At 60.2% G+C, this 25,415-nt stretch carries 17 protein-coding genes; 6 read left to right on the top strand and 11 right to left on the bottom strand.

The window, feature by feature from the left end:
* Positions 1–123 precede the first annotated feature (123 nt).
* The 4 genes from GWQ29_RS05655 (at position 124) to GWQ29_RS05640 (ending at position 5,457) form a co-directional block, all read left to right on the top strand.
* Complete coding sequence (locus tag GWQ29_RS05655) at positions 124–2,154, top strand: M13 family metallopeptidase (protein ID WP_275918941.1); 2,031 nt, start codon at positions 124–126, stop codon at positions 2,152–2,154.
* A 116-nt stretch (positions 2,155–2,270) separates the two neighbouring features.
* Entirely contained in the window at positions 2,271–2,708 is a 438-nt protein-coding gene (locus tag GWQ29_RS05650; protein ID WP_021139089.1) for a PliI family lysozyme inhibitor of I-type lysozyme, read from the top strand.
* Positions 2,709–3,106: 398 nt separating this feature from the next.
* Positions 3,107–4,840 (top strand): ABC-F family ATP-binding cassette domain-containing protein, encoded by a 1,734-nt coding sequence (locus GWQ29_RS05645; protein WP_275918940.1) that lies wholly within the window; start codon positions 3,107–3,109, stop codon positions 4,838–4,840.
* Between the two features lie 77 nt (positions 4,841–4,917).
* On the top strand, positions 4,918–5,457 hold the full coding sequence (locus GWQ29_RS05640; protein ID WP_111589316.1) for a GNAT family protein: 540 nt from the start codon (positions 4,918–4,920) through the stop codon (positions 5,455–5,457).
* A gap of 55 nt (positions 5,458–5,512) precedes the next feature.
* Here GWQ29_RS05640 and yjeH read toward each other — a convergent pair whose 3' ends face one another.
* Together yjeH and GWQ29_RS05630 are read right to left on the bottom strand one after the other, a co-directional pair.
* A complete protein-coding gene (gene yjeH / locus GWQ29_RS05635) occupies positions 5,513–6,793 on the bottom strand; it encodes an L-methionine/branched-chain amino acid transporter (protein WP_275918939.1) in 1,281 nt (426 codons plus the stop codon).
* Positions 6,794–6,933: 140 nt separating this feature from the next.
* Entirely contained in the window at positions 6,934–8,229 is a 1,296-nt protein-coding gene (locus GWQ29_RS05630; protein WP_034523881.1) for an HAAAP family serine/threonine permease, read from the bottom strand.
* 504 nt (positions 8,230–8,733) lie between these two features.
* On the opposite strand from GWQ29_RS05630, the gene GWQ29_RS05625 reads away from it, so the two are divergent.
* Both GWQ29_RS05625 and GWQ29_RS05620 read left to right on the top strand, forming a co-directional pair.
* On the top strand, positions 8,734–9,642 hold the full coding sequence (locus GWQ29_RS05625; protein WP_021139723.1) for a LysR family transcriptional regulator: 909 nt from the start codon (positions 8,734–8,736) through the stop codon (positions 9,640–9,642).
* 106 nt (positions 9,643–9,748) lie between these two features.
* Positions 9,749–11,170: an MATE family efflux transporter gene (locus tag GWQ29_RS05620; protein ID WP_275918938.1), complete on the top strand. Its 1,422-nt coding sequence runs from the start codon at positions 9,749–9,751 to the stop codon at positions 11,168–11,170.
* Positions 11,171–11,194: 24 nt separating this feature from the next.
* Here GWQ29_RS05620 and pdxY read toward each other — a convergent pair whose 3' ends face one another.
* The 9 genes from pdxY to lpxA all read right to left on the bottom strand — a co-directional run bounded on the left by pdxY (position 11,195) and on the right by lpxA (position 25,411).
* Positions 11,195–12,055, bottom strand: coding sequence for a pyridoxal kinase PdxY (gene pdxY / locus GWQ29_RS05615; RefSeq protein ID WP_275918937.1), 861 nt, complete (start codon positions 12,053–12,055; stop codon positions 11,195–11,197).
* Between the two features lie 68 nt (positions 12,056–12,123).
* Positions 12,124–14,256 carry a lysine decarboxylase CadA gene (locus GWQ29_RS05610; RefSeq protein ID WP_275918936.1) on the bottom strand — a complete coding sequence of 711 codons (2,133 nt, stop codon included), beginning with the start codon at positions 14,254–14,256 and terminating at the stop codon, positions 12,124–12,126.
* 76 nt (positions 14,257–14,332) lie between these two features.
* Positions 14,333–15,667, bottom strand: a complete 1,335-nt coding sequence (gene cadB, locus GWQ29_RS05605) for a cadaverine/lysine antiporter (RefSeq protein ID WP_005312099.1) — start codon at positions 15,665–15,667, stop codon at positions 14,333–14,335.
* 726 nt (positions 15,668–16,393) lie between these two features.
* The gene (gene cadC, locus GWQ29_RS05600; protein ID WP_275918935.1) at positions 16,394–17,929 is read right to left on the bottom strand and encodes a lysine decarboxylation/transport transcriptional activator CadC; all 1,536 of its coding nucleotides are present in this window, start codon (positions 17,927–17,929) and stop codon (positions 16,394–16,396) included.
* Between the two features lie 402 nt (positions 17,930–18,331).
* The gene (gene accA / locus GWQ29_RS05595) at positions 18,332–19,282 is read right to left on the bottom strand and encodes an acetyl-CoA carboxylase carboxyl transferase subunit alpha (RefSeq protein WP_159165782.1); all 951 of its coding nucleotides are present in this window, start codon (positions 19,280–19,282) and stop codon (positions 18,332–18,334) included.
* Between the two features lie 16 nt (positions 19,283–19,298).
* Complete coding sequence (dnaE, locus tag GWQ29_RS05590) at positions 19,299–22,778, bottom strand: DNA polymerase III subunit alpha (protein ID WP_275919014.1); 3,480 nt, start codon at positions 22,776–22,778, stop codon at positions 19,299–19,301.
* A 38-nt stretch (positions 22,779–22,816) separates the two neighbouring features.
* The gene (rnhB, locus tag GWQ29_RS05585) at positions 22,817–23,407 is read right to left on the bottom strand and encodes a ribonuclease HII (protein ID WP_005312094.1); all 591 of its coding nucleotides are present in this window, start codon (positions 23,405–23,407) and stop codon (positions 22,817–22,819) included.
* 80 nt (positions 23,408–23,487) lie between these two features.
* Positions 23,488–24,627, bottom strand: a complete 1,140-nt coding sequence (gene lpxB / locus GWQ29_RS05580; protein WP_005312093.1) for a lipid-A-disaccharide synthase — start codon at positions 24,625–24,627, stop codon at positions 23,488–23,490.
* The gene (gene lpxA, locus GWQ29_RS05575; RefSeq protein ID WP_021139730.1) at positions 24,620–25,411 is read right to left on the bottom strand and encodes an acyl-ACP--UDP-N-acetylglucosamine O-acyltransferase; all 792 of its coding nucleotides are present in this window, start codon (positions 25,409–25,411) and stop codon (positions 24,620–24,622) included. Before lpxA ends, lpxB begins: the two co-directional genes overlap by 8 nt.
* Between the last annotated feature and the right edge of the window lie 4 nt (positions 25,412–25,415).

Below are 25,415 nucleotides of genomic sequence, written 5' to 3'. Positions count from 1 at the left end.
TCCCCAAAACGACCTGGCCGATCTTAGCAGAGTCGGGCTTATCAAGCTGTAACCCGACTGCTAGAGTGATGTGCGCCCTGCGTGGGCAAGGAAGCTGAATAACCCGAATTGGAATCCAACAGAATGAACAACAAGAAAAGCATACTGGCCGGCCTCATTGGGTTGGCCCTGTTAGCCGGTTGCAGTCAGGCGCCGGACACGGCAGACAAGCACTCGGGCCTGGCACTGGCCAACATGGATACCCGGGTCAAACCCGGTGATGATTTCTTCCGCTACGTGAACGGTCACTGGCTGGCCACCGCCAAGATCCCGGATGACAGGCCCGCCGATGGTGCCTTCTATATGCTCAGGGACAAATCCCTGGCGGATGTGCGAGTGCTGGTGGAAGGGCTTGATGCCAAGGCCTCCGCCGATACCCAGGCCCGGCAGATCCGCGATCTCTACACCAGCTATCTGGATCAGGCTGGTCGGGATGCCAAGGGCACCACACCGCTGCTGCCCCTGCTCGGCGAAATCGATCAGATCCGCGATCAGAACGGACTGGCTCGCGCCTTCGCCCGCTCGGGCCAGCTGGGGGGCGGCGCCCCGTTCGGCTTCTGGATCGGTGCCGATGCCAAGGCACCGGACAGCCATGCCGTCTATCTCTATCAGTCCGGGCTCAGCCTGCCGGACAGAGATTACTACCTCAAAACCGACGCCAACAGCCAGGCCCTGCGCCAGAAATACGAGCAGCACATCGCCGGTATGCTGACACGCTTTGGCGAAGCGGATGCGAACGCAAAGGCCAAGCGTATCCTGGCCCTTGAGACCCAACTCGCCCAGATCCAGTGGGACAACGTGACCCTGCGGGACAGGGAGAAGAACTACAACAAGGGCTCCCTCGACGAGCTCAAGCGCCTCGCCCCCCATATCGACTGGAACGGCTACCTTGGCCAGGCCGGTCTCGCCGGTCAGCAAAGCCTGATCATCGGCCAGCCCAGCTATCTCGCTGCCCTCGACGGCCTGATGCAGCAGACTCCCATCGGTGATTGGCAGGCTTACCTCAAGTGGCAGCTCATCACGGATTATGCCCCCTATCTCGACAGCAAGACCGACGCCCAGAATTTCACCTTCTTCGGCACCACCTTGAGCGGCACCCCCAAGCAACGCGCCCCTTGGGAACGCGCCCTCGGCATACTGGACGATCACCTTGGGGAAGCAGTGGGCAAACTCTATGTGGAGCGCTACTTCCCGCCCCAGGCCAAGGCCCGCATGGAGCAATTGGTGGAAAACCTGCGCACTGCCTACGGCCAGAGCATTCAGGAGCTGGACTGGATGTCACCGGCCACCAAGACCCAGGCACTGGAAAAGCTTGCCAAGTTCAGGCCCAAAATAGGCTATCCGGACAAATGGAAGGATTACAGCGCCATCGAGATCCGCGCCGATGACCTGGTAGGCAACCTGCAACGGGCTCGCGCCTTTGAATATGCCGACAGCCTGGCACGCCTGGGCAAGCCGGTGGACAGGGACGAGTGGCACATGTCGCCGCAGACGGTGAATGCCTACTACAACCCGAGCAACAACGAGATCGTCTTCCCGGCCGCCATATTGCAGCCCCCCTTCTTCGACATGCAGGCGGACGATGCCGTCAACTACGGTGCCATCGGTGGCGTCATTGGCCATGAAATGGGCCACGGTTTCGATGATCAGGGTGCCAAATACGACGGCGACGGCGTGATGCGCGACTGGTGGACGCCGGCCGACCTCAAGGAGTTTCGCTTTCGTACCAGCCGCCTGGTTGCCCAGTACAACCGCTTCGAGCCCATCAATGGCCAGTTCGTCAACGGCCAGTTCACCCTGGGGGAGAACATAGGCGATCTGGGCGGTCTCACCATAGCCCACAAGGCCTATCTGCTGTCGCTCAAGGGCGAGGAAGCCCCCGTGCTGGACGGCTTCACCGGCGAACAGCGCTTCTTCCTCGGCTGGGCCCAGGTGTGGAAAGGCATGTACCGCCCCGAGCTGATGCAGATGCTGCTCTCCTCGGATCCGCACTCCCCGCCGGAGTACAGGGTCAACGGCGTGGTGCCGAACATCCCCGCCTTCTACGAGGCATTCAACATCAAGCCGGGGGACAAGCTCTATCTGGACCCTGCCAAACGGGTCAAGATCTGGTAACTGACGCCCTGTGCCAAAGAGCCGGGGACAGGCATCACCTGACCCCGGCTCACACATCAACATCCGTGACGGGCAGGAGATACCCGCCCGTCACCACAGTCACAAGGATCACATCCATGAAAGCCTTGCTCATGACACTCGGCCTGCTCACCCTGCCACTGACTGGTCAGGCGGCAGAAGGGTTCTTCAAACAGCTGACACTGCCCACAGGTCAGGTGCTTGCCATCAGCGAGGGGCGCGGTGAGCCCGCCTCCATCGGCAGCTACGACGTGCGTCTCTATTCCGGCGCCAACCCCCAGTTTCCCCTCGATCAGTTCATCGATGGCAAGGTACTGGCGCGAGATGGCAGCATCAAGGAGCTGAAGTTGCAGGATCTCAACGGCGACAAGCAGCCCGAGCTCATCGTCATCATCGAAAGCGCCGGCAGCGGCAGCTATCGCAGTGCCGACGCTTTTACCATCAATCCACAGGAGGGGCTGGAGATCTTCAACCACGTAGAAGGGCTGGCCCCCGACGAGGATGTGATCCAGGCGCTCAAGACCCCCCGCGATTGACCCACCATTCTCATACAGCCAAGGCCCCGCAATGCGGGGCTTTGACTTTGCTGGCGCAGCCGATAAGGCCACTGTCTCCGTGTACCCGGACCCGCCTCACCACGGGGGCAAGAGACAGAGGCCCCCGATGGACGACTATTTTTTCTGTGCTTATAATCGGCGCACCTTGTCATCACAAAAAATAAGGAGGTAAAAAATGGTTATCCAAGCGTGTCCGATGTTCTCGGCTCGCCTGTTCGGCACATTCCAGTGCTCTTGCCTGCATACCATCGCGCTGCGATAGCGGGTTCGAGCAAAGCCGACTCCCTTCCAAACCGAGACCTTTCTCGACTCTGCCGTTGTCGCCAGCGCTCCTGATGACAGGGATTTCCGATCCCGTGATTTTAGAGAGCAAGAGCATGACAACCCTGATGAGTACCCATTCCCTGCACATGACGGCAGGACACCTTCCCCTGTTTGACAGCGTCGACCTCAGCATCCGCAGCGGTGATCGCATCGGCCTTATCGGTGCCAATGGCAGCGGCAAGAGCACACTCCTCGCCCTGCTGGCCGGTCAGCTCGATCCCCATGACGGACGCGTGCATCACGCAGCGGCTTGCCGTTGTGAATTCGTGGCGCAACATCTGCCCGCACGCCTGCAGGCGCTCACCGCCCGCGCCGTACTGCTCGATGCAGTGGACGGGGATCCCGCGCTCGACTGGCAGGTGGACAAGATGCTGACCGAGCTGCAGCTTGAAGCACAGGGCGCGTTACCGGTCAGCGCCCTGAGCGGCGGCCAGCACACCCGATTGCAGATAGGCCGCGCCCTGCTGCGCCAGCCCAATCTGTTGCTGCTCGATGAGCCCAGCAACCACCTGGACTTGCCCGCTCTGCTCTGGCTGGAGCGCTTCCTGCTGGGCTGGCGCGGCGCTTTCGTGCTGGTGTCCCACGATGGCCGCCTGCTCGACCGGGTCACCCGCGAGACTCTGATCCTGCGGGATCGACGCCTCTATCGCTTCGCCCTGCCTTGCAGCCAGGCCAGGGCGGCCCAGGCCGAAGAGGACGAGCAAGCCCGTTTGCGCCGGGCCGACGAGCAGAAGGAGATAGACCGCCTGAGCGCCAGCAGCAAACGCCTCGCCATCTGGGGGCGGGAGCATGACAACGAGAAGCTGGTGCGTCAGGCCAAATCCATGGAGAAACGGATTGCCAGGATGCAGGAGGAGCAGAGCGTTGTCGGTGCCGGCGCCCCCTGGCGCCTCGAACTGCACGGGCAGGCACTGCCCGCCGATGCCCTGCTGCGGCTGGACGCCCTCGACGTGCGCCCCGCTCCCGGCTTGCCTCCCCTGCTGCGGGCCGAGGATCTCGGGCTGCGAGCCGGAGACAGGGTTGCCCTGCTCGGTGCCAATGGCACCGGCAAGTCCTCCCTGCTGCGTCAGTGCTGGCACGATCTGCGCGCTCAACTACCGGGTGAAGGCTGGCACCGCCACCCCGGCGCCAGCATCGCCTACTACGATCAGTCCCTGCAGCAGCTCGATGACGCTGCAACGCTGACCGATGCCCTCTATCCTCTGGCCCCCCTGCCCGAGGTGACGCTGCGCCAGGCCTTGATCCGTGCAGGTTTCCCCTACTCCCGTCACGGGCAACGCGTGCATAGCCTGAGCGGTGGTGAGCGGGCCAGGCTGCTGTTTCTCGCCCTGTCGCTGGCGAGCCACCATCTGCTCTGGCTGGATGAACCCACCAACCATCTGGATCTGGAAGGAAAAGAAGATCTGGCCGAGGCGCTGTCGCGTTTTGCCGGTGGCGTGCTGCTGATCTCCCACGACCGGGATCTGATCGAGCGCAGTTGCAACCGGTTCTGGGTGATCAGGGAAGGCCGGATTGTCGAAGCCCACAGTGCCGAGCGGGCCTATGCCGAGTTGCTCTGTGATGAACCCATGGACCTTTCAATCAGCCCCGCCACCACTGGCAGTTCGCAGGAGCAAGCCACTGTGGAGGATGACGAAGAGGCGTTGCTGGCACGCTGGTACGAGCTGGATGCCCTGCTCGCCGCCGACCTCGCCCGCAAGCCCAGGCATCAGACACCCAGGCTGCAACAACAGTGGCGCGACGAGTTGCGGCAGCTGGCCGGTTTGCTTGGCCTCCCAGCGAACTGACGCCAGCAGTCACACCTTCACACAACTGTCTTTCCCAATCAGGCGGCCTGCCAACACAGGCCGCACAGGAGAAGAGCATGAATTCACGACAAGGGGGCGAACTGCGGCTCGACCCTATCACGACTGCCGATCTGCCCCACATCTATCGCGGCCTGTCGGATCCAGAGGTTATTGCCCACTACGGCATCAGTTACGATAGCCTGACAGCCTGTGAGGCCCAGATGGCCTGGTACGCCGACCTGGTGCGTCAGGGCACTGGCGGCTGGTTTCTGATCCGCAGTCAGCCCACCGACCTCCCCATGGGGGCCATCGGCTACAACGATGCCGATCCGCAGCACAGGAAGGCCGAGCTAGGTTATTGGCTCTATCCCGAGTACTGGGGAAAAGGGGTAATGGGCAGGGCCCTGCCCCTTTTTCTGACCCACTTCTATGGCACCACTACGCTGCACCGGCTGCAGGCCCTGGTGGAGGAGCCCAATGTCGCCTCCGCCCGCGTCCTGCTCGGCGCCGGATTTCGCTACGAGGGGACGGCGCGGGAGTGCGAATGGAAGGGGGATCAGTTTATCTCCCTGCAACACTACGCTCTGCTACGCAGCGACCAGCCAAGCGCCCGGTAACCAACACCCCTGATAGACAAAGAACCCCGCACTGCGGGGCCCTTTGTCGGGCTGGTTACTTGATGGCGCAGATATTCTCCGTGGCCCGGGTGCGGCGCAGATAGCGGCGCCACAGGGAGAAGAGACCGTAACCTGCACTCAGCAATACGGCATAAAACACCTGGGAGGCGAGCGCCACCAGCACGGCAAGGCAGAGCAAGACACTCAATCCCGCCAGCCCCTTGCCCATGCCGCCGAGCAGACGCCAGCCTGCCGCCATGCAGAGCAGGTAGACCAGCACGAAGTTGCCGTTGGCGTAGCGGATAAGCTCATCCAGCGGCAGCCGCAGCCAGAGGATCAAGGTGATGGAGACAAGGCAGATGGCGAGCACCCAGCACAGGGCATTGAGCGGCGCACCCCGGGCCGAGAGACGAGCCAGCGAGGTGGGCAGCTTGCCCTCCCGCGCCATGCTCCAGATAAGGCGCGCAAACCCCTGTAGATAGATGTTGATGCTGGCAAAACAAGAGAGATAACCCAGGATAGCCACCAGCCACTTGGCGGTAGGGCCGAACAGCAGCGAGAGCAGGGCCGGAATGGCGGTGGCATTTTTTGCCTCGTCGCCATAGAGCCCATATTTGAGCACCACCAGCGAGTGAACCCAGTAGATAAGCCCCGCCAGCAGCACGCCGCCAAGCAGTGCCAGCGGGTAGTCCCGCTCAGGTCGCTTGAACTCCTCCCCCATGTGGGCGAAGGCTTCCAGCCCCACGAAGCACCAGAACATCACCGCCAGCGCCGTGCCCATGGCGGGCCATTCGCTTGCTGTCGGCAACGGCTGGGCCCCGTCGCGCCAGCTGAGATCCCCCTTGAACCAGATAAGCAGGGTCAGCCCCAATATGGCCAGAGCGATCAGCAGTTGCAGGTTGCCGGAGGATCGTGCCCCGCGCAAACCCAGCAGAAACACCCCGAGCAGTGTCAGCAGCTGTATGCCCCACAGGGTCCACTCCCCCAGATCAAACAGGGCATGCCAGAAGCCGGCGGCAATGGTGAGTGCGGCAGGCAATCCCACCGGCAGCACAGCCAGAAACAGGAAGGCGGAGAAGCGCTCGGCGCCAATGCCAAAGGCAAGCCCGATGAGATGCGGCGCCCCACCTGCGTGAGGATAACGACGGCCAAGCCGGGCGAAGGTAAAGGCGATGGGCAGCACCAGCACTATCAGCAGCACCCAGGCCCAGAGCGAGGCCCCACCCGCCAGCGACGCCGCGGTCGCCGGCACCACGAAGATACCGGTACCCAGCAGTGAGGTGGCGAGCAGCCCCATCCCCTGCCAGAGCCCGAGATCCTTTTTCAAAGCAGACATATTCCTTTGTCCCGATTAATAAACACACATCGAGCCATGTTAGGCCGCAACCCCTTGCTTGTTAAGGACTATACCTTGCTCAAATAAAAAAGCCGCCTCTTGCGAGGCGGCTTCTTCATTCAACAGTGTAACCGGAATTATCAGGCAATCAGCTTGTAGATGATACCGGACATGGCGATCAAGCCAATCAGGGTCACGAAGCCGTTGCTGATGTTGCCAGCGTATTTGCGCATGGCAGGTACCTTGGTGATGGCGTACATCGGCATCAGGAACAGCAGCATGGCGATGATGGGGCCGCCCAAGTCTTCGATCATGCCGAGGATGCTGGGGTTGACGGTAGCCACAGCCCAGGTGGTCAGGATCATGAAGACCGCAGTCACCTTGTCCAGTTGCTTGATGTCGACCTGCTTGCCTTTCTCGCGCAGCGCCTTGGCCATCAGACCGTTCATGCCCTCTTTGGCTCCCAGATAGTGGCCGAGGAAAGACTTGCTGATGGCAACCATGGCAATCAGCGGAGCCGCTGTGGCAATGAAGGCATTATCGAAATGGTTGGCCAGGTAGGACAGAATGGTGATGTTCTGTTCCTTGGCGGCAGCCAGATCAGCCGGGGAGAGGCTCAGTACGCAGCTGAACACGAAGAACATGACGGTCATGACCATCATGACGTGGGCACCCAGCAGTATGTTGCCACACTTCTTCTCGGCACCGGCGCCGTAACGACCCTTGTTGTCCACTGCGAAGGAGGAGATGATCGGGGAGTGGTTGAAGGAGAACACCATCACCGGAATGGCCAGCCACAGGGTCTTGATGAAGTCGCCGTTGAAGGCATCGGACAGGGCCGGTGCTTCTGTGATGATGGCGCCGTTCCAGTGTGGAACCAGATAGAAGGCCAGGCCCATCAGGGTCAGCACGAACGGGAATACCAGCACGCTCATCGCCTTGACGATGAACTGGCCACCGAGGCGTACCACCGCCATCAGACCCAGGATCAGTGCCAGCGACAGGACGGCACGGGGTGGTGCTGTCATACCCAGTTGGTGAACCAGCAGGCTTTCAACCGTGTTGGTGATGGCGACCGAGTACATCAGTACTATGGGATAGATGGCAAAGAAGTAGAGCAGGGTGATGAACTTGCCTGCGGTCTTGCCAAAGTGCTCTTCCACCACTTCGGTGATGTCGCCATCACGGGTGGAGCCGGACAGTACGAAGCGAGTCAGACCACGGTGTGCAAAGAAGGTCAGCGGCAACGCCAGAAGCGCCATGGCCACCAGCGGCCACAAACCACCTACACCGGCGTTGATCGGCAGGAAGAGTACACCGGCACCGATGGCGGTACCGTACAAACCCAGCATCCAGACCAGATCGGCCTTGGTGTTGCCACGGGAAGACGCATTACTGGCTACGCTGCCTTCTACTGCAATATTCATGTCAGACATAGTGGTGTTCCTGTCATCAAGGAAAATAGAAAAATCGAGTCAACCGGGCGCAATGCCCTGTCCCATTTCCCTGGAACTCCTGCCGTCCATCCCTGTTTTTTTCTTCCCCCCAAACCCGGCAAGGTGGTCATTACTCCATGCAACAACCAAATTGCAACAAACAGGTCAGTGGGTCATCAGCCTGGGGCTGTCAGCGCGTCAGCTGTTACAAGTCGTTAACGCGCCTTTGTTCTGATGGGCTGACTCTAATTAAATCCCCTTAACGATCACAGTGTTTTTTTGAATTAATCAACCAAAGTTTGACTAGAATCGCCTTTCTGGCGTCATGGATCACGTTATCAGCTCAACCTTGTGAACAACCGTTAACAAGTACAGGTAGTTTCACCAGTATCTATATCCTTATAGGTATAACAAACCGCTTACACTCGGTCGTTTATTGGTCAGGTTGTGCCTCGCCTTGCCCTGACGTACCCTGTTGTTCACCCTTTTTTCCCCTGAGTTGTCATGGTCATCACCCGTACCGATCTCGCCGAACTGGCGGTTTTTGCCGCCGTGGCCCGCCATCAGAGTTTCAGCAAGGCCGCCCTCGAACTCGGCGTCTCGGCCTCCGCCCTGAGCCACAGCCTGAAAGGGCTGGAGACCCGGCTCGGTGTCAGACTGCTCAATCGCAGCACACGCGCCGTGGTGCCGACCGATGCGGGTCAACGTCTGCTCGAGCAGTTGCTGCCGACCCTCAATACCCTGGAAGAGGCCCTCGACGAGCTGGCCCATCACAGCAATGAGCCTGTGGGGCGACTGAAAATAAGCGCACCAAGGGAGGCCATCAACGACTTGCTGGCCCCTGTGCTTATCGATTACATGGTGCGCTACCCGCGCATGCAGGTAGAGGTGGTGGAGCAGGAGCTGATGCCACGGCTTATCGAAGATGGCTATGACGCCGCCATCTTCTACGGCGATCTGCTGCCCAAGGAAATGATCGGTGTGCCACTGGGACCACACCAGCGTTATCTGGTGGTGGGCTCACCGGCCTATCTGAGCAAACACGGCACACCGCAACATCCCCGCGAGCTGTCGCGTCACGCCTGCATAGGTTATCGGTTGACACCCTCCCACCATTATCGCTGGGCGTTTACCGAGGGAAAGGGGAGCATGCTGGAAATCGAGGTGACAGGGCCGCTCACCACCAGTACGCCAGCCCTCTATCTTGGCGCTGCCGAGGCAGGGCTGGGATTGGCTTACTGTCCGGAAGAGGAGGTCAGCAAGCAGCTGGCAGAAGGGAAACTGTTGCGAGTGCTGGAGCCCTGGTGCCCAACCTTCGTGGGATTTTCACTCTTCTATCCAAGCCGTCATCAACTGGGTAAAGGTCTGCGCGCCCTGATCGACATGCTCAAGGCACACTACCAAACCCGGTAATTACTGAATTTTACTCATCAATTCATCAATCTTAAGGCGGATTATCAACAAAAATGTATTAATTTAGACTGTCGGCTCGATAATCGAACTCCCCAAGAGAACAGATATGTCTGCCTACTTCACATTGCGCCAGCGGGCGATGACCCGCCGTTTCTGGGGCTATGCCCTCCCCTCCATCATGGCCATGCTGGTTTCCGGTGCCTACTACCTGGTCGATGGCATCTTCGTCGGTCACTACGTGGGCGCCGCCGGCCTCGCCGGCATCAACCTGGTCTACCCGGTCATCATGGTGTTGATCGGTCTCGCCGCCATGATCAGCATGGGCGCGGCCACCGCCATCTCCTTCCAGCAAGGGGCCAAGAACCTCAAGCTGGCCCGCCAGGCGCTGGTCAATGCGCTCTGGCTGCTGGCCTTGCTAGGCACTCTGGCCCCCCTGCTGCTGCACCACTGGCACATCGATATCCTGCTGGCATTGGGAATCGAGCAAGGCACAGAGACCTGGAAACAGGCCAGTGACTACCTCTACTGGATTGGTGGCGGTACCCTGCTGCTGGCCAGCAACCTGGCGGTGCCCTATCTGCTGCGCAACGACGGCAAACCCAGGCTGGCCATGATCCTGGTCAGCGGGGGCGCAGTGCTGAACATCATTCTCAACTACATCATGGTCGGTCGACTGGGGTTGGGACTGGTGGGCTCTGCCCAAGCGACACTCATGTCCGAGGGGGTCGTCAGCCTGCTGGGCCTGGGTTACTTCTTTACTTCCCATGCCAAACTGAATTTGTCATGGCGCCATATGGTGCCCAATTTTCCGGCCATGCCCAACCTGCTCTTTACCGGCCTGCCGAGCCTGATCGCCCAGTTCAACCTGGGACTGCTGCTACTGCTGCACAACAGCCAGCTGATGGCGTATGGCGCCATCAAGGATCTGGCCGGTTACACGGTAGCAGGCTACACGGAGGCAATATTCATCGTCATCCTGCAGGGACTGGCATTTGGCATCCAGCCTCTCGTCAGTCAGGCAGCGGGGGCCAAGCGCTACCGTGATCTGAAATTCCTGATGGAGATGGGGCTCAAGATCACGCTGGTCTATGGCATGGCAGTCTGGTTGCTGATCCAGCTGTTGCCGCGCCAGGTGGCCATGCTCTACACCGGCGGTCAGGATGCCGAACTGCTTGCCGCTGCCGTCAGCAGCCTGACTCTCAACCTCAGCGCCATTCCGCTGGAAGGGATCATCATCTTTGGCATAGTGCTGCTGCAATCCATGGCTCGCACCAAGCAGGCACTGATCATCTCGGCGGCCAAGACACTACTGCTGCTGCCACTGATCTTCTTGCTGCCGATGCAGTGGGGACGCGAAGGTGTACTGCTCGCCCAGCCCACGACTGTGCTGCTGTTGACCCTGCCGCTGTGCTGGCTGCTGTGGCGAGAGTGGCGTCGCCTCAAGCTGGCGTGCGCTCCTCAGGGCCTGCACCAGGCCACAGGGCTAACCGCTCGTCAGGCTCTGCGACTGGCACATCGCCCTAGCTAGACACAAGTAGCACGAATGCGTCGGCTAAAGCCGGGTAGCCTGCTCACGCACCTGTGGCAGCACCATCGCCTGCTGGGCTGCCACCAGTTGCAGCTCATAGGCTCCGGCGAGCCAGGTCTGGGCCACGACTGCATCGACGCTGGCATTGGTACGCTCGAACGCCGCCACAGACGTGAAACCTGCCAGCAGATTGGCCAGCATGGTGGCGCTCAGCAGATCACCTACCCCAATGGGATCGCGAGCAAAGGGATAGAGGGGGCGTGAGATATGAAACGCCCCCTCTTCGCATACCAGCAGCATTTCGAACCTGTCCATGGCAAAACCCGCCTGCCCGAGATACTTGACCATCACCAGCTTGACCCCCTGATCCCGCAGTTGCTGGCATGCTGCCAGTGCCTGGGGCACATTGCGGATCTCCCGATCGGTCAGCTGTTCCAGCTCCAGCAGATTGGGGGCCAGCATATCGGCACAGGCCAGCGCCCGGTTTTTGAGAAAATCGGCGACACCGGGTGCCACTATGCATCCCTTGTCGGGGTGACCCATGACGGGATCACAGAAATAGAGGGCGTTCGGATTGAGCGCCTTGAGTCTGGCCACCGCCGCCAGTATCTCTTCCCCCTGCTCGGCCGAGCCGAGGTAACCGCTTAGCAGCGCATCGCACTGCCCCAGCACGCCTATGTCGGCCAGACCGGTTATCAGCTGGCGGATATGGCCATCCGGCATCACCATCCCCTGCCACCCCTGACGGTATTGGGTGTGGTTGGAAAACTGCACTGTGTTGACGGGCCACACTTCCATGCCCATGCGGCGCATGGGAAATACGGCGGCACTGTTGCCGGCACAGCCAAAGACGACGTGGGATTGAATGGAGAGAATGCGCTTCATGACGACTCACAAAATGGATAAAAAACGCAGGGAAAAACGGGCCTTGCGGCCCGTTGTTGTCACTTTGATTAGCGCAGCACCTTGACGGTGTAGCTGCCATCGGCCTGACGATAGAGGCCGTGGATGTCGGTCTCGAAGCCCGGGTAGTGGGCGCCGATCTCGCACAGCATCTCGAGGAACTCGAGCACCGGCAGGGAATCAGCCGTTACCATCTCGCCCGGCAGAACCAGCGGCACTCCCGGCGGGTACGGCAGTATCATGTTGGCGCTGATGCGATTCACCATGTCACGCAGCGGCACCTCTTCCAGATTGCCCGCCAGCTCCTGTTGCCAGGCGAGGTGCGGGGTCATCTTCATCTCCGGCAGCACGTCGAACGCCTTGAACATCAGCTCCGGCAGACGGTACTTGCAGGTCAGATCGTGGATGCTCTGGGCCAGCTCCTGGATCCTCATGCCTTCGTAGAAGCTCGGGTCTTCACGATAGAGACTCGGCAATATGCTCTTGATGGTCAGGTTCAGGTCATAGCCACGCTTGAACTCGGTCAGGGCGCGCAGCAGCTGCATCGCATTGGACTGATCGATCCCGATGGAGAAGAGGAACAGCAGGTTATAGGGACCTGTCTTCTCCACCACTATGCCGCGCTCGTCAAGGAACTTGGAGACCAGAGAGGCAGGCAGGCCACGCTCAAGCAGCTCGCCCTGACGGTTCATCCCCGGGGTCAGCAGCGTGACCTTGATGGGATCCAGGTACATGTGGTCATCGTCGATGCCGTTGAAACCGTGCCAGTCATCTTTAGGATCCAGCTTCCAGCACTCGACTGTGTCTATGTTGTCCGGCTGCCATACATCGAAGAACCAGCCTTCGCTCTGATCACGCAGCCGCTTGATCTCCTTGCGGAAGGAGACGGCGCGATCGATGGAGTCCTTGATCAGACGCTTGCCGCTGTTGCCTCGCATCATGGCGGCGGAGATCTCGGTGGACGCCACTATGCCGTATTGCGGCGATGTGGAGGTGTGCATCATGAAGGCTTCGTTGAAGGTCTCTTCCTCTACGTCACCCTTGATGTGGATCATCGAGGCCTGGGAGAAGGCCGCCAGCAGCTTGTGGGTGGACTGGGTTTCGTAGAACACCTTGCCCGGCATGGCGTCGCCACTCATGCCGCATTTGCCCTCATAGATGGGGCTGAAGTTGGTGTAAGGCACCCAGGCACTGTCGAAGTGGATGTAAGGGGTATCCAGACTCTCCTTGATGAAGCCGGTGTTGTAGAGCAGGCCGTCGTAGGTGGAGTTGGTGATCACTGCGTAACGGGGTGCCTGGGCACCCGGGGTGGCAGCAACCTTGGCCGTTATGGTCTCGCGGCTGAATTCGCTCTGCGGAATCCCCCCCAGAATGCCATAGGCATTGCGGGTCGGACGAAAATAGATAGGGGTCACGTCACTCATCATCATCAGGTGAGTGAGGGACTTGTGACAGTTGCGATCCACCAGCACAGTGCTGCCCGCCGGGGCGGAGAACATGCCGACAATCTTGTTGGCGGTGGATGTGCCGTTGGTGACTATGTAGGAGCGGTCGGCATTGAAGGTACGGGCGATGTACTCCTCGGCCTCCTTGTGCGGGCCTGAGTGATCCAGCAGGGAACCCAGCTCCGGCATGGAGATGGAGACATCCGCCTTGAAGGCGTTGGGGCCGTAGAAGTCATAGAAAATGCTGCCGGCCGGGCTCATCTGGAAGGCAGTACCGCCCATATGCCCCGGGGTACAGAAGGTGTACTTGCCCTCTTCCACATACTTGAACAGCGCCTTGGTGAAGGGCGGCAATATGGCGTCCTGATACGCCTGAGTGGCCTGACCCATCTTGAGGGCGATGTCATCGGCCATGCCGAGACGGTACTCGAAAAAGTGGACGTTCAGACGCAGATCGGTCAGGTGAATATCCAGGGTGGACTGATCGTTGGCGAAGGCGAAGATCGGCAGCTTCTCGTTGCGATCGTGGATCTCCTTGCACAGACCCAGTGAATATTTGTCCCAGTCGAAGATGGCGCCGCAGACACGGGGGTTCTTCTCGATAAGCTTCAGCAAGTCGGCCACATCGACCGGATACACAACCTGAAAGCCTTTGCGCTCCAGGGAAGCTTGCAGCTGGCGAATGGGTTCTTCTTTGAAGAAAACGCCCAGGTGGTTGAGGATGGCAATGATATTCATCTTGATGCTCCACACATGAAGGGGCGCTCTCCATCAGGGATGGTGAGTGAAGAGCGCTCGGAAGAAGAAAAGGGAATTAGTGGCTGGCTTGCTCTTTGAGCAGGGCGTCGTGTTGACGCAGCCCCTGTTTTTTGGCGTAGAACATCAGAATGATGAGCGACACCACGAAGGTGGCAGTGAGGTTTGACCCCTTGGCGCCCATCAGGGCCACCAGACAGAAGACACAGGCGACGCCGGAGAAAATCATGGTGCCTATGCTGCGGGAGGTCATGCCCTCGAAGCGAATGAGGTTAATGCTGGAGTAGAAGTAGGGCAGCATGGTCAGCAGCACAGCATCCGTGGTCAGCACGTTGAACAGATCGGCGGCGTGAGCGGACCGGGATGTGAAGGCGGTCAGGCCAATCATCAGCGCAGTCATCTTGAGGGAGCCGAGGATCAGGCCCTTCTTGGCAACACCGTTCTTGTCCAGCTCACCGTAGATTTTCGGGAAGTTGCCGTCGTTGGCGGCACGCTTGCCCGCCTCGCCCACCAGCATCATCCAGGAACCCAGCGAGGTGAAACAGGCCAAAGCGGTAAAGGCAGACACGAAGGGAGCAGACCAGTTGCCAAAGATGGCGGAGGAGGCCATGGCAAACGGGGCGCCGGAGGCTGCCACTTCACCGGCCGGGAACATACCGCTGATCACCTGGGTAGAGAGGATGTAGATAACACCCGCAATACCCGTGCCCAGCATGGTGGCGAGGGGGACGGTGCGCTTGGGGTTCTTCACCATGCCGGAAGAGACGGCGGCGGATTCCACGCCGACGAAAGACCAGAGGCAGATGAGCACGGCACTGATGACCGCATGCAGGTCGCTGCCGCTGGTGGTGTTCCAGTTCTGGCTGTAGACGCTGGTATCAAAATGCCCCCACCCCATCACGGCAGTACCCACCACAGGCAACAGGATCAGCACCAGACCCAGGGTACAGAGTCGGCTCACCCAGCTGCCGCCGAGCAGGTTGACGAAAGTGAAGATCCAGACTGCCGCTATGGTGGCGATGGCCGCCGGGATAGGGTTGTTGAGGATGGGGAAGAAGACCGACAGGTAAGAGACGCCGGTAATGGCGATGGCCAGGTTACCGATCCAGTTGGCATGGTAATAGAGCACACCGGTCTGGAAACCGAACACCGGAGAGATCTCGCCAGCATAAGCAATGGGGCCACCCTCTTGCGGGTTCTTGGTCGCAAGGCGGGCGAAGACGAAGGCGAGGCCCATGGCACCCACCAGACAGATGGCCCAGCTGAAAATGGAAATGGAACCTATGGTAGCCAGTGCCGAAGGCAGCAGCGCTATGCCGCTCCCCATCATGTTGCCGGCCACCACACCAGTACAGGCGATAAGGCCAATCTTCTTGCTCGTATCTAGGGACATAAGATCTCCGGTTCTATAAAAGGTCGGGTCGTCACATACACATTTGGCGGAACGCCCCGCCAACGAATGGGCACAGACTAGGCCTCTCCTCCCCGGAAAACATAAGGACCCGCTAACGGATAAAAATATGAGCCAACTTTTTTCGCCGCCTCGGCACATTTTCAAAAAACCATTTAAAAACAGCAAATTGAAATCAAGCCACACCGCCATATTGATAAAACCTTGATATCCGGCCACCCCGCTTTTGCTCCTTGATAACGCCCTTATCTCGCCGTCTTGATATTTTTCCGGGGATAAACCCGGGATAACGGGGCTCGCATAGCGCCCCCTCCCCTTGCGGCCATCCGAAAGTCCATCGGACCATCACTCCAAGTGGCCGCTCCCCCCTGTTCGACCCTCCACATCTCTCATCACCACCCCGGCTCAGAGGCAAACCTCAGCGGCAATACCCGGTTCCCGGTGACCGGCAGGCCATACCCGCACTCACAGTGGAATAGCGGCAGCGAGCAGTGCTCATGACGCAAAGCCGGACAAGCGCAAATGCGGCGAGCAAGTCAAACGCGGGCGACAATGAGCAGCGGGAGATAAATCCGGCTGAGCCAGACTGGCTATTCCCTTGGGCAGACAGACGGATTGACGCAGACAGAAACGACACAGGCCGCCCGAAGGCAGCCTGTGGATACGGCCGGCAACAGTGCCGACCGAGGGAAAACAAGCGCTTCGGCGCTAGAAGAGCTTCACCTTGCTCTGGCCCAGCGCATTGAACAGTGCTGGGGTGAGGGTCTCCATATTGCTGTAGAAACCGAGCTGCTGGCAGAGCAGATAGGTCTGCTCGGTCGCCTCCATCAGGAAGGCCTGACTGTAGGCATCTCCCGCCGCCTCGGGGCGGCCATCCAGCTCCGCCAGCTTGCCCTGCAGTATGTAGTAGAGTACGGAGCGGCCACGGCTGGCGGCCTGCGCCAGCAGCTGACTCGCCTGCTGAGGCTGGTTGTTGAGGATGGCTTGCAGGGTCAAGGCCTCCCACACCCGAGTAGGCACGACGCCATCGCTTTGCACCACGCTGGCGAGATGAGTACCTATCCCCATCAGATGCTCACTCTCGGACTTGCCCGCCAGGGTTGCCAGCGCCTCCCCCGCCAGATAGCGCTCTGCCAGCAACAACGGCTGATCCGGCTGGACGAAAAGAGAGTTGTCGAGCAGCGCTATGCCACGCTTGAGGGCCACGGGATCCTGGCTGTTGATGTAATACTGCGCCTCCATCATGGCCATCAGGGAGGCATCATCGGTGGGCCATCCCATGCCGGGCAAGACGTCCGGCTGATCGAGGGCCCGCAGCAGATCCTGACTGCTCGCCTGCAGCACAGCGTGTACCTTGTGACGGCTGAGCTGGTACTGGTGGCTGAACAGCACCCGATTGGTATTGATGTTGCGATACTCCAGATCCAGATAGGTGCCCCGCGGCTGGCGGGAGACCCGCACGCTCAGCTCCTTGCCGGGCAGGATGCCCCCCATCAGATTGGTGGCGCCGTACTGAACACGCAGAGGGGTAACCGCAGCCACCTCCCCCATCAGGGCACGAGTGATGCCATCGGCCAGACGCACGTTCTCGTTGTTGTCATCCATGCCGGAGTGAAAGCGAAACACCAGCAAATTGGGATCCAGCATGGTGTGAACCTGGGGGCTGGCGTGCTGATAGCTGAGCATGCTGACGATGGCAACCAGGATGACGGCCACGAAGATATCGAAGCTCACCATCTTCCAGCGGCTGCGGGCATCCTTGGCGTGAGTCGAGATGGCGCGGGTCAGAGGCCCGGCGGGAAAAGGGGCTGCATTGGGCAGGGCATCGTCATCGTCGGCCGTGGCGGGCGGGCTCAGATCGGAGAGAGTGGTATTGACCGCTGGCACGGGCTGCTCGTCAGCCATCAGCAACGAAACCACCTGCAGCGGCCGCACCGATGCCACCAGCTTGTAGCCGCGCTTGGGCACGGTAACGATATAGTCGGCCGCATCAAAGCGACCATCTTTGAGGATCTTGCGCAACTCGAAGATGGACTGGGTGACCACCTGATCGGTCACCTCGGCGCCGTCCCACACCTCCTTGATCAGGGCATCGCGGCCAAACACTGTGCCCGTATGGCAGGCCAGAAACCGCAACAGATTGACCAGTCTGGGTTCAAGGTAGACCTCGCGGTCGGGGCGACACAGCATGTTATCGTCAACCCTCAGGGTCCAGTCGTGGATCTCAAAAACCGATTCGCTCATGATTCACTCGCTGCAGATGGAGACAATGCACAATGAGAGTGACGCAAACCTGGACTGACTGAACGGAACAAGGCGCTGCCAGCGCGAGGTGGCAGAAAAAGGGAACCGGAGCAGTAAACATCGCTGTGAGTCAGTCTGGCCAGGCCATCCTGCGTACGTCTGAAGAGCATCCTTGCGGGCATTCCAATCGGGTCGATCGGAAGGGGGCCACTTTAAGCAAAACGGGAGCGGGATCCCACTTTTATTGGCCATTAACCACAGCTGAATTGATCCAACACAGGGGTTTTCGGCAAACGGGGTGCCGACTGATATCCATATGAACAGCACTTTCCCCGCGCCCAAAAAAGAAGGCCCCCGCATATGCAGGGGCCTTTTGACGCCATTTAGAGAAGCATGCAGGGCTTAGCAGTAGCCGTAGCCCATCAGGCGCTGGTAGCGCTGCTCCAGCAGCTGATCGGTCTCGAGCGGACGCAGGGCATCCAGGTCCTGCTTGAGGCGCTCCTTCAGGCGCTGGGCCATCAGGGGCACATCGCGGTGGGCACCACCGAGCGGCTCTTCGACTATGGTGTCGATGAGCTTGAGCTCTTTCAGGCGCTGGGCCGTGATACCCATGGCATCGGCGGCCACGGGCGCCTTATCGGCGCTCTTCCACAGTATGGAGGCGCAGCCTTCCGGCGAGATGACGGAGTAGGTGGAGTACTGCAGCATGTTGACGCGATCGCCCACGCCAATGGCCAGGGCGCCACCCGAGCCGCCTTCACCGATCACGGTGCAGACCACGGGCACGGTCAGACCAGCCATCACTTTCAGGTTGCGGGCGATGGCTTCAGACTGACCACGCTCCTCGGCACCCACGCCAGGGTAAGCACCCGGGGTGTCGATGAAGGTGATGATCGGCATCTTGAAGCGCTCGGCCATCTCCATCAGACGCAGGGCCTTGCGGTACCCTTCCGGGCGCGGCATGCCAAAGTTGCGCTTGATCTTCTCTTTGGTCTCACGCCCCTTCTGCTGGCCAATCACCATCACGGGCTCGCCGTCGAGACGGGCGATACCGCCGACGATGGCCTTGTCATCGGCATAGGCGCGATCGCCAGCCAGCTCGTCGAAGTCGGTGAAGATGTGCTCGATATAATCGAGGGTGTAAGGACGCTGAGGATGACGCGCCATCTGGGATACCTGCCAGGCACCCAGATCGCCGAAGATCTTCTTGGTCAGCTCTTCGTTTTTCTTCTCCAGCCGGCGAATGTCTTCATTGAGATCGACAGCACTGTTGTGCTCACTCACATGACGGAGTTCATCAATCTGCGCCTGCAGCTCGGCAATCGGCTGTTCAAAATCCAGAAAAAGACTCATAGGGCCTATAGATCCTCTAATCAAAAACCAATTCAACCCGCTCTCGTCCCAGCAGGACACGCAAGTCATCTATCAGTTGATCGGTGGGCGTCACCCGCCACTCGGTACCGAGCGTCAATCGCACCCGTGAGCCGGGGCGACGATAGTTTACCTGAACCGGACAGACTCCGGCACGGGCGGGTTCCAAAATCTCGCACAAACGCGGGAAAAAGCGATCATCAATCCGCTGTTCATCGAGGGAGATGCGGATTGCCCTGGCAAAACGCTCCCTCGCATCGTTGATATCCAGTAATTCACGGGCCGACATTTTAAGGCCACCGGAGAAGTCATCAAAGCTGACCTGTCCAGAAACCACCAAAATACGGTCTTTTTGCATCAATTCTTCATATTTTTCCAGCGCTTCACTGAACAGGGTCACATCCAGACGGCCGGATCTGTCGTCCAGGGTGAAGATCCCCATCTTGTTGCCACGCTTGGTCACCATGCTGCGGGCCGCGATCACCAGCCCCGCCGCCGTGGTAACCGTATCCCGGGAGGTGGGATGCAGATCGCACAGACGGCCGGACGTGTAGCGACGCAATTCGCCGCTGTACTGGTTGATGGGGTGGCCGGTCAGGTAAAGGCCGAGCGTCTCCCGCTCCCCTTCCAGCCACACCTTGTCAGGCCAGTGCGGCACGTTGGCGAACGCCTTCTTGACGTCGTCAATCTCCTGGGTCAAGACCCCGAACATGTCGACCTGACCCACGGCCTGTGCCTTGGCGTGCTGCTCGGCGGCGCGCATCGCCTCTTCCAGGGTCGCCATCAGGGCGGCGCGGTGAGGACCGAGCCTGTCCATGGCGCCGGAGAGGATGAGTTTTTCCATCACCCGCTTGTTGATCTTCTTGATGTCGACCCGGTTGCAGAAGTCGAACAGATCGCGAAACGGCCCGTCCTGATCCCGGGCGCTGAGAATGGCGTCGATAGGGCCTTCCCCCACCCCCTTCACAGCCCCTATGCCGTAGACGATGTGGCCATCTTCGTTGACGCTGAACCGGTAGCGACCGCTATTCACATCCGGCGGTATCACGGTGAGCCCCATGCGCTGACATTCGTCCACCAGAGTCACTATCTTGTCGGTGTTGTCCATATCGGCGGTCATGACCGCCGCCATGAACTCGGCCGGGAAGTGGGTCTTGAGCCAGAGGGTCTGGTAGGAGACCAGCGCATAGGCGGCGGAGTGGGATTTGTTGAAGCCGTAGCCCGCAAACTTCTCCACCAGATCGAAGATCTTTACCGCCAGTTCGCCGTCGATGCCGTTCTTGACCGCCCCTTCCTCAAACCCGGATCGCTGCTTGGCCATCTCGGCCGGGTTTTTCTTGCCCATGGCCCGGCGCAGCATGTCCGCACCACCCAGCGTATAGCCCGCCAGCACCTGGGCTATCTGCATCACCTGCTCCTGATAGAGGATGATGCCGTAGGTGGGTTCAAGGATCGGTTTGAGACTCTCGTGTTGCCACTTCTCGTCCGGGTAGGAGATCGCCTCCTTGCCGTGCTTGCGCTCGATGAAGTTGTCCACCATGCCCGACTGGAGCGGACCCGGACGGAACAGGGCCACCAGGGCTATCATGTCTTCGAAACAGTCAGGCTGCAGCCGTTTGATGAGATCCTTCATGCCGCGGGATTCGAGCTGGAATACCGCCGTGGTCTCGAACCGCTGCAACAGATCGAACGACTTCTTGTCGTGGATGGGGATGGCGGCGATGTCGACCGGCGGCTTGCCCTCTTTGGCAAGGCGCGGGTTTATCATGCCAAGCGCCCAGTCGATGATGGTCAGGGTACGCAGCCCCAGGAAGTCGAACTTCACCAGCCCGGCATATTCCACATCGTTCTTGTCGAACTGGGTGACAGGGTGATTGCCGGAGTCGTCGCAGTAGAGCGGCGCAAAGTCGGTGATCTTGGTGGGCGCTATTACCACGCCACCTGCGTGTTTGCCGGCGTTGCGCACCACGCCTTCGAGACGGCGTGCCATGTCGATGAGGTCTTTGACCTCCTCGTCCTGCTCATAAAGCTCGGGCAGCTTGGGCTCGGCCTCGAATGCCTTGGCCAGGGTCATGCCCGGATCAGGCGGGATCAGTTTGGAGATGCGATCGACGAAACCATAGGCATGGCCCAGCACCCGGCCCACGTCCCGTACCACCGCCTTGGCCGCCATGCTGCCGAAGGTGATGATCTGGGACACCGCATCCCGGCCATACATGTCGGAGACGTGCTCGATCACCTCGTCCCGTCTGTCCATGCAGAAGTCGACGTCAAAGTCGGGCATGGAGACCCGCTCGGGGTTGAGGAAGCGTTCGAACAGCAGGTCAAATTCCAGCGGGTCGAGGTCGGTGATCTTGAGCGCGTAAGCCACCAGTGAACCCGCCCCCGAGCCCCGGCCCGGGCCAACGGGGATGCCGTTGTCCTTGGACCACTGGATAAACTCCATCACGATGAGGAAGTAACCCGGGAAGCCCATCTGGTTGATGACTTTCAGCTCGATCTCGAGGCGCTCGTCATACTCGCCGCGCTTGACGGCGCGCACGGCCGGATCCGGAAACAGGAAGGCGAGACGCTCTTCCAGGCCCTCTTTGGATTTGGCCACCAGAAAGTCTTCGGTGGTCATGTCACCGGTCGGGAAATTGGGCAGGAAGTATTCACCCAGACGCACTGTCACGTTGCAGCGCTTGGCGATCTCCACCGTGTTTTCCAGCGCTTCGGGGATGTCGGCAAACAACTCGGCCATCTCCTCCTGGCTGCGCAGGTACTGCTGCGGGCTGTAACGGCGTGGGCGACGCTTGTCCATCAGGGTATAGCCATCGTGGATGGCAACCCGGATCTCGTGGGCGTCGAAGTCCTCGGCGTTGAGGAACACCACCTCGTTGGTGGCCACCACCGGCAGCTCGAACTCGGTGGCAATGGCCACCGCCATGTGCAGGTAGACCTCTTCATCGGGTCGACCGGTACGCAGCAGCTCCAGGTAGTAGGCGTCGGGAAAGTGGGTCTGGTAGAAGGCGAGACACGACTCCGTCATCTGCCGGTTGCCCTTGAGCAGGAACTTGCCCACGTCCCCCTCTCGTCCGCCCGAGAGCACTATGACCCCCTTGGCGTGATCGGTGAGCCACTCCTTGTCGATGACGGGACGTCCCTGCACATGCCCGCGCTGATAACCGCGGGAAATGAGCAGGGTAATGTTCTGGTAGCCGTCGTTGTCCATGGCCAGCAGGGTGAGGCGGAACTGCTCGTCCCCCAGCTCATCGCTTTGCACCCAGAAGTCGGCCCCGACGAGGGGCTTGATGCCCTTGCCGTGGGCGGAGCCATAGAAACGCACCAGACCGCACATGTTCATCTGGTCGGTCAGGGCCAGCGCCGGCATGTTGTTGGCCGCAGCGGCTCCGACGATGGGATTGATCTTCTGCAGACCATCGACCATGGAGAAATCGGAGTGGACGCGCAGGTGGATAAAACGGGGTTCAGCCATCGTCATACCCTCTCGTTGCTCAAACAGAAATGCATTGGCTATTCGATCCCAAGTGCATGGCGCACCGGCTTGAAACTCTTGCGATAGGCGGGCAAGGGCCCGCGCTCGGCCAGAATGGCGAGGTGCTCAGGGGTCGGATAGCCCTTGTGACGGGCGAAACCATATTCGGGATGACGGCTGTCCAGCTCGGTCATCTCCGCATCGCGAGTCACCTTGGCCAGAATCGAGGCGGCGCTGATGGCAGCCACCAGACTGTCGCCCTTGACCACGGCGCGCGCTTCCATCGGCAAGCTTGGACAACGGTTGCCGTCGATAAAGACCAGCTCAGGGGTGATGGACAAGCCCGCCACGGCGCGCTGCATCGCCAGCATGGTGGCGTGCAGTATGTTGAGCTCGTCTATCTCTTCGGGACTGGCGCGGCCGATGGCCCAGGCCAGCGCCTTCTGCTTGATCTCGTCAAACAGCGCCAGACGCTTCTTCTCGGAGAGCTTCTTGGAATCGGCGAGCCCGGTGATCGGGTTGGCCGGATCCAGGATCACGGCGGCGGTGACCACGTCACCCACCAGGGGGCCACGACCCACCTCGTCCACCCCGGCAACCAGCTTGTCTTCGGGAATATCGATCATCATCTTGCAGCCTTGAATCAAAACAGGCCCCGCAGGGCCTGACATGGGGTAGATGAGCGCAGCGCTATCGGCCACCCTGCCTGTTATCTGCCGAGCAGTTCGGCCACCGCATCCGCGGCCTGCACGTCGGCGTTGCAGCGAATGCTCTGGTGCAGCCGGGTGAAGGTGGCTATGAGCTCACGGTTGTCGTGTTCCAGCAGCTTGCTGACTTCATCCACCAGATTGTCCGGGGTGCACTCGTGCTGAATAAGTTCGGGCACCAGCATCTGATCGGCCAGCAGATTGGGTAGCGACACATAGGCGGTCTTCACCAGCCGCTGAGCCAGCCAATAGCTGAACGGTTTGAGCTTGTAGCCCACCACCATGGGCTTTTTCACCAGCATGGCTTCCAGTGCTGCGGTACCTGAGGCAAGCAGCACGGCATCGGCAGCTATCATGGCTTCGCGACCCTGACCTTCCAGCAACACCATGTCGAGATCCGGCGCCAGCTCGGCCTTGATGGCCATGAACTGCGCCCGTCGCGCCTCGTTGACCAGCGGCACGATAAAGCCGAGATCCGGATAACGTACCGTCAGCCGCTTGCAGGCCTCGAGAAATACCGGTGACATGAAGCCCACCTCGGCGGTGCGACTGCCGGGTAACACGGCCAGCCAGCGTCGACCCGGGTCAATGCCCAGCGCCTGGCGCACGGCAGCCTGGTCCGGTTCGAGCGGGATCGCATCGGCCATGGTGTGACCCACAAATCGGCAAGGGGCAGCAAAGCGATCGTAGAAGGCTTTCTCGAACGGCAGGAAGGCGAGCACCATATCGGTGGCGGCCTTGATCTTGTGAATGCGGTTCTGACGCCAGGCCCAGACAGAGGGACTGACATAGTGAACCGTTTTGATACCGGCGCGGCGCAGCTTCAGCTCCACCCCGATATTGAAATCCGGTGCATCCACCCCGACGAAGATGTCAGGTGGATTGGCAATGAAATGGCGCAGCAGTTCACGGCGAACCTTGAGGATGCGCGGCAGACGGCCCAGCACCTCTGTGATCCCCATGACGGAGAGCTCTTCCATCTCGAACAGGGCCTTGACGCCGAGGGCCTGCATGCGCGGCCCGGCGATCCCTTCAAACTGCGCGTCCGGATAACGGCGCTGCAGCTCGCGCACCAGGCCGGCGGCCAGGATGTCGCCGGAGGTCTCTCCGGCGACGATACCGATGCGAACGGGATCAGGCACGGATGATCCCGCGCTCATTGTCCTTGAGGAAATCCACGTAGAGCTGGACGGCCGGTTCGGTGGCCGCCATCTCGGTCAGCACGGGCAACACCTCTTCGACTGTCTTGCCGGAGCGGAAGATCTCTTTGTAGGCACGCTTGACGGCGGAGATGGCTTCAGCGCTGAAACCGCGGCGACGCAGGCCTTCGGAGTTGACCCCGAACGGCTTGGCATAGTTGCCAGCGGCCATCACGTAGGGCGGCACATCCTTGTTCAGGGCGGCGCAGCCACCGATGAAGGCGTGGGAGCCAACGCGACCGAACTGGTGGATCGCGGAGAGACCGCCGAAGATCACGAAGTCACCTATCACCACGTGGCCCGCCAGGGTCGCGTTGTTGGCGAAGATGCAGTTGTCACCGATGATGCAATCATGGGCAACGTGCACGTTGACCATAAAGAGGTTGCCGCTGCCCACCCTGGTCAGGGATTGATCCTGGATGGTGCCGCGGTGCACAGTGCAGTTCTCGCGAAAGACGTTGTTGTCGCCAATCTCGAGGAAGGTGCGCTCGCCGGCGTACTTCTTGTCCTGGCAATCCTCACCGATGGAGGTGTGCTGGAAGATCTTGTTGCCACGGCCCAGTTTGGCCGGCCCCTTGATCACCACATGGGAACCTACCCAGGTGTTGTCGCCGATTTCCACCTCGGCACCGATGACGGAAAAGGGGCCGATTTCAACCCCTTTACCAATCACCGCAGACTCATGGACGATGGCAGTATCGTGAATGATGGCAGTCTGGTCGATCACGTGT

This window comes from Aeromonas sp. 2HA2 (assembly GCF_029237345.1).
Lineage (GTDB): Bacteria > Pseudomonadota > Gammaproteobacteria > Enterobacterales > Aeromonadaceae > Aeromonas > Aeromonas salmonicida.
The sequence above is the reverse complement of the archived record's forward strand: the minus strand, read 5'-3'. Positions and strand labels throughout refer to the sequence as shown.

Coding starts and splice junctions, on each gene's coding strand:
- GWQ29_RS05655 (WP_275918941.1), top strand. CDS start 124: ATGAACAACAAGAAAAGCATACTGGCCGGCCTCATTGGGTTGGCCCTG.
- GWQ29_RS05650 (WP_021139089.1), top strand. CDS start 2,271: ATGAAAGCCTTGCTCATGACACTCGGCCTGCTCACCCTGCCACTGACT.
- GWQ29_RS05645 (WP_275918940.1), top strand. CDS start 3,107: ATGACAACCCTGATGAGTACCCATTCCCTGCACATGACGGCAGGACAC.
- GWQ29_RS05640 (WP_111589316.1), top strand. CDS start 4,918: ATGAATTCACGACAAGGGGGCGAACTGCGGCTCGACCCTATCACGACT.
- yjeH (WP_275918939.1), bottom strand. CDS start 6,793: ATGTCTGCTTTGAAAAAGGATCTCGGGCTCTGGCAGGGGATGGGGCTG.
- GWQ29_RS05630 (WP_034523881.1), bottom strand. CDS start 8,229: ATGTCTGACATGAATATTGCAGTAGAAGGCAGCGTAGCCAGTAATGCG.
- GWQ29_RS05625 (WP_021139723.1), top strand. CDS start 8,734: ATGGTCATCACCCGTACCGATCTCGCCGAACTGGCGGTTTTTGCCGCC.
- GWQ29_RS05620 (WP_275918938.1), top strand. CDS start 9,749: ATGTCTGCCTACTTCACATTGCGCCAGCGGGCGATGACCCGCCGTTTC.
- pdxY (WP_275918937.1), bottom strand. CDS start 12,055: ATGAAGCGCATTCTCTCCATTCAATCCCACGTCGTCTTTGGCTGTGCC.
- GWQ29_RS05610 (WP_275918936.1), bottom strand. CDS start 14,256: ATGAATATCATTGCCATCCTCAACCACCTGGGCGTTTTCTTCAAAGAA.
- cadB (WP_005312099.1), bottom strand. CDS start 15,667: ATGTCCCTAGATACGAGCAAGAAGATTGGCCTTATCGCCTGTACTGGT.
- cadC (WP_275918935.1), bottom strand. CDS start 17,929: ATGAGCGAATCGGTTTTTGAGATCCACGACTGGACCCTGAGGGTTGAC.
- accA (WP_159165782.1), bottom strand. CDS start 19,282: ATGAGTCTTTTTCTGGATTTTGAACAGCCGATTGCCGAGCTGCAGGCG.
- dnaE (WP_275919014.1), bottom strand. CDS start 22,778: ATGGCTGAACCCCGTTTTATCCACCTGCGCGTCCACTCCGATTTCTCC.
- rnhB (WP_005312094.1), bottom strand. CDS start 23,407: ATGATGATCGATATTCCCGAAGACAAGCTGGTTGCCGGGGTGGACGAG.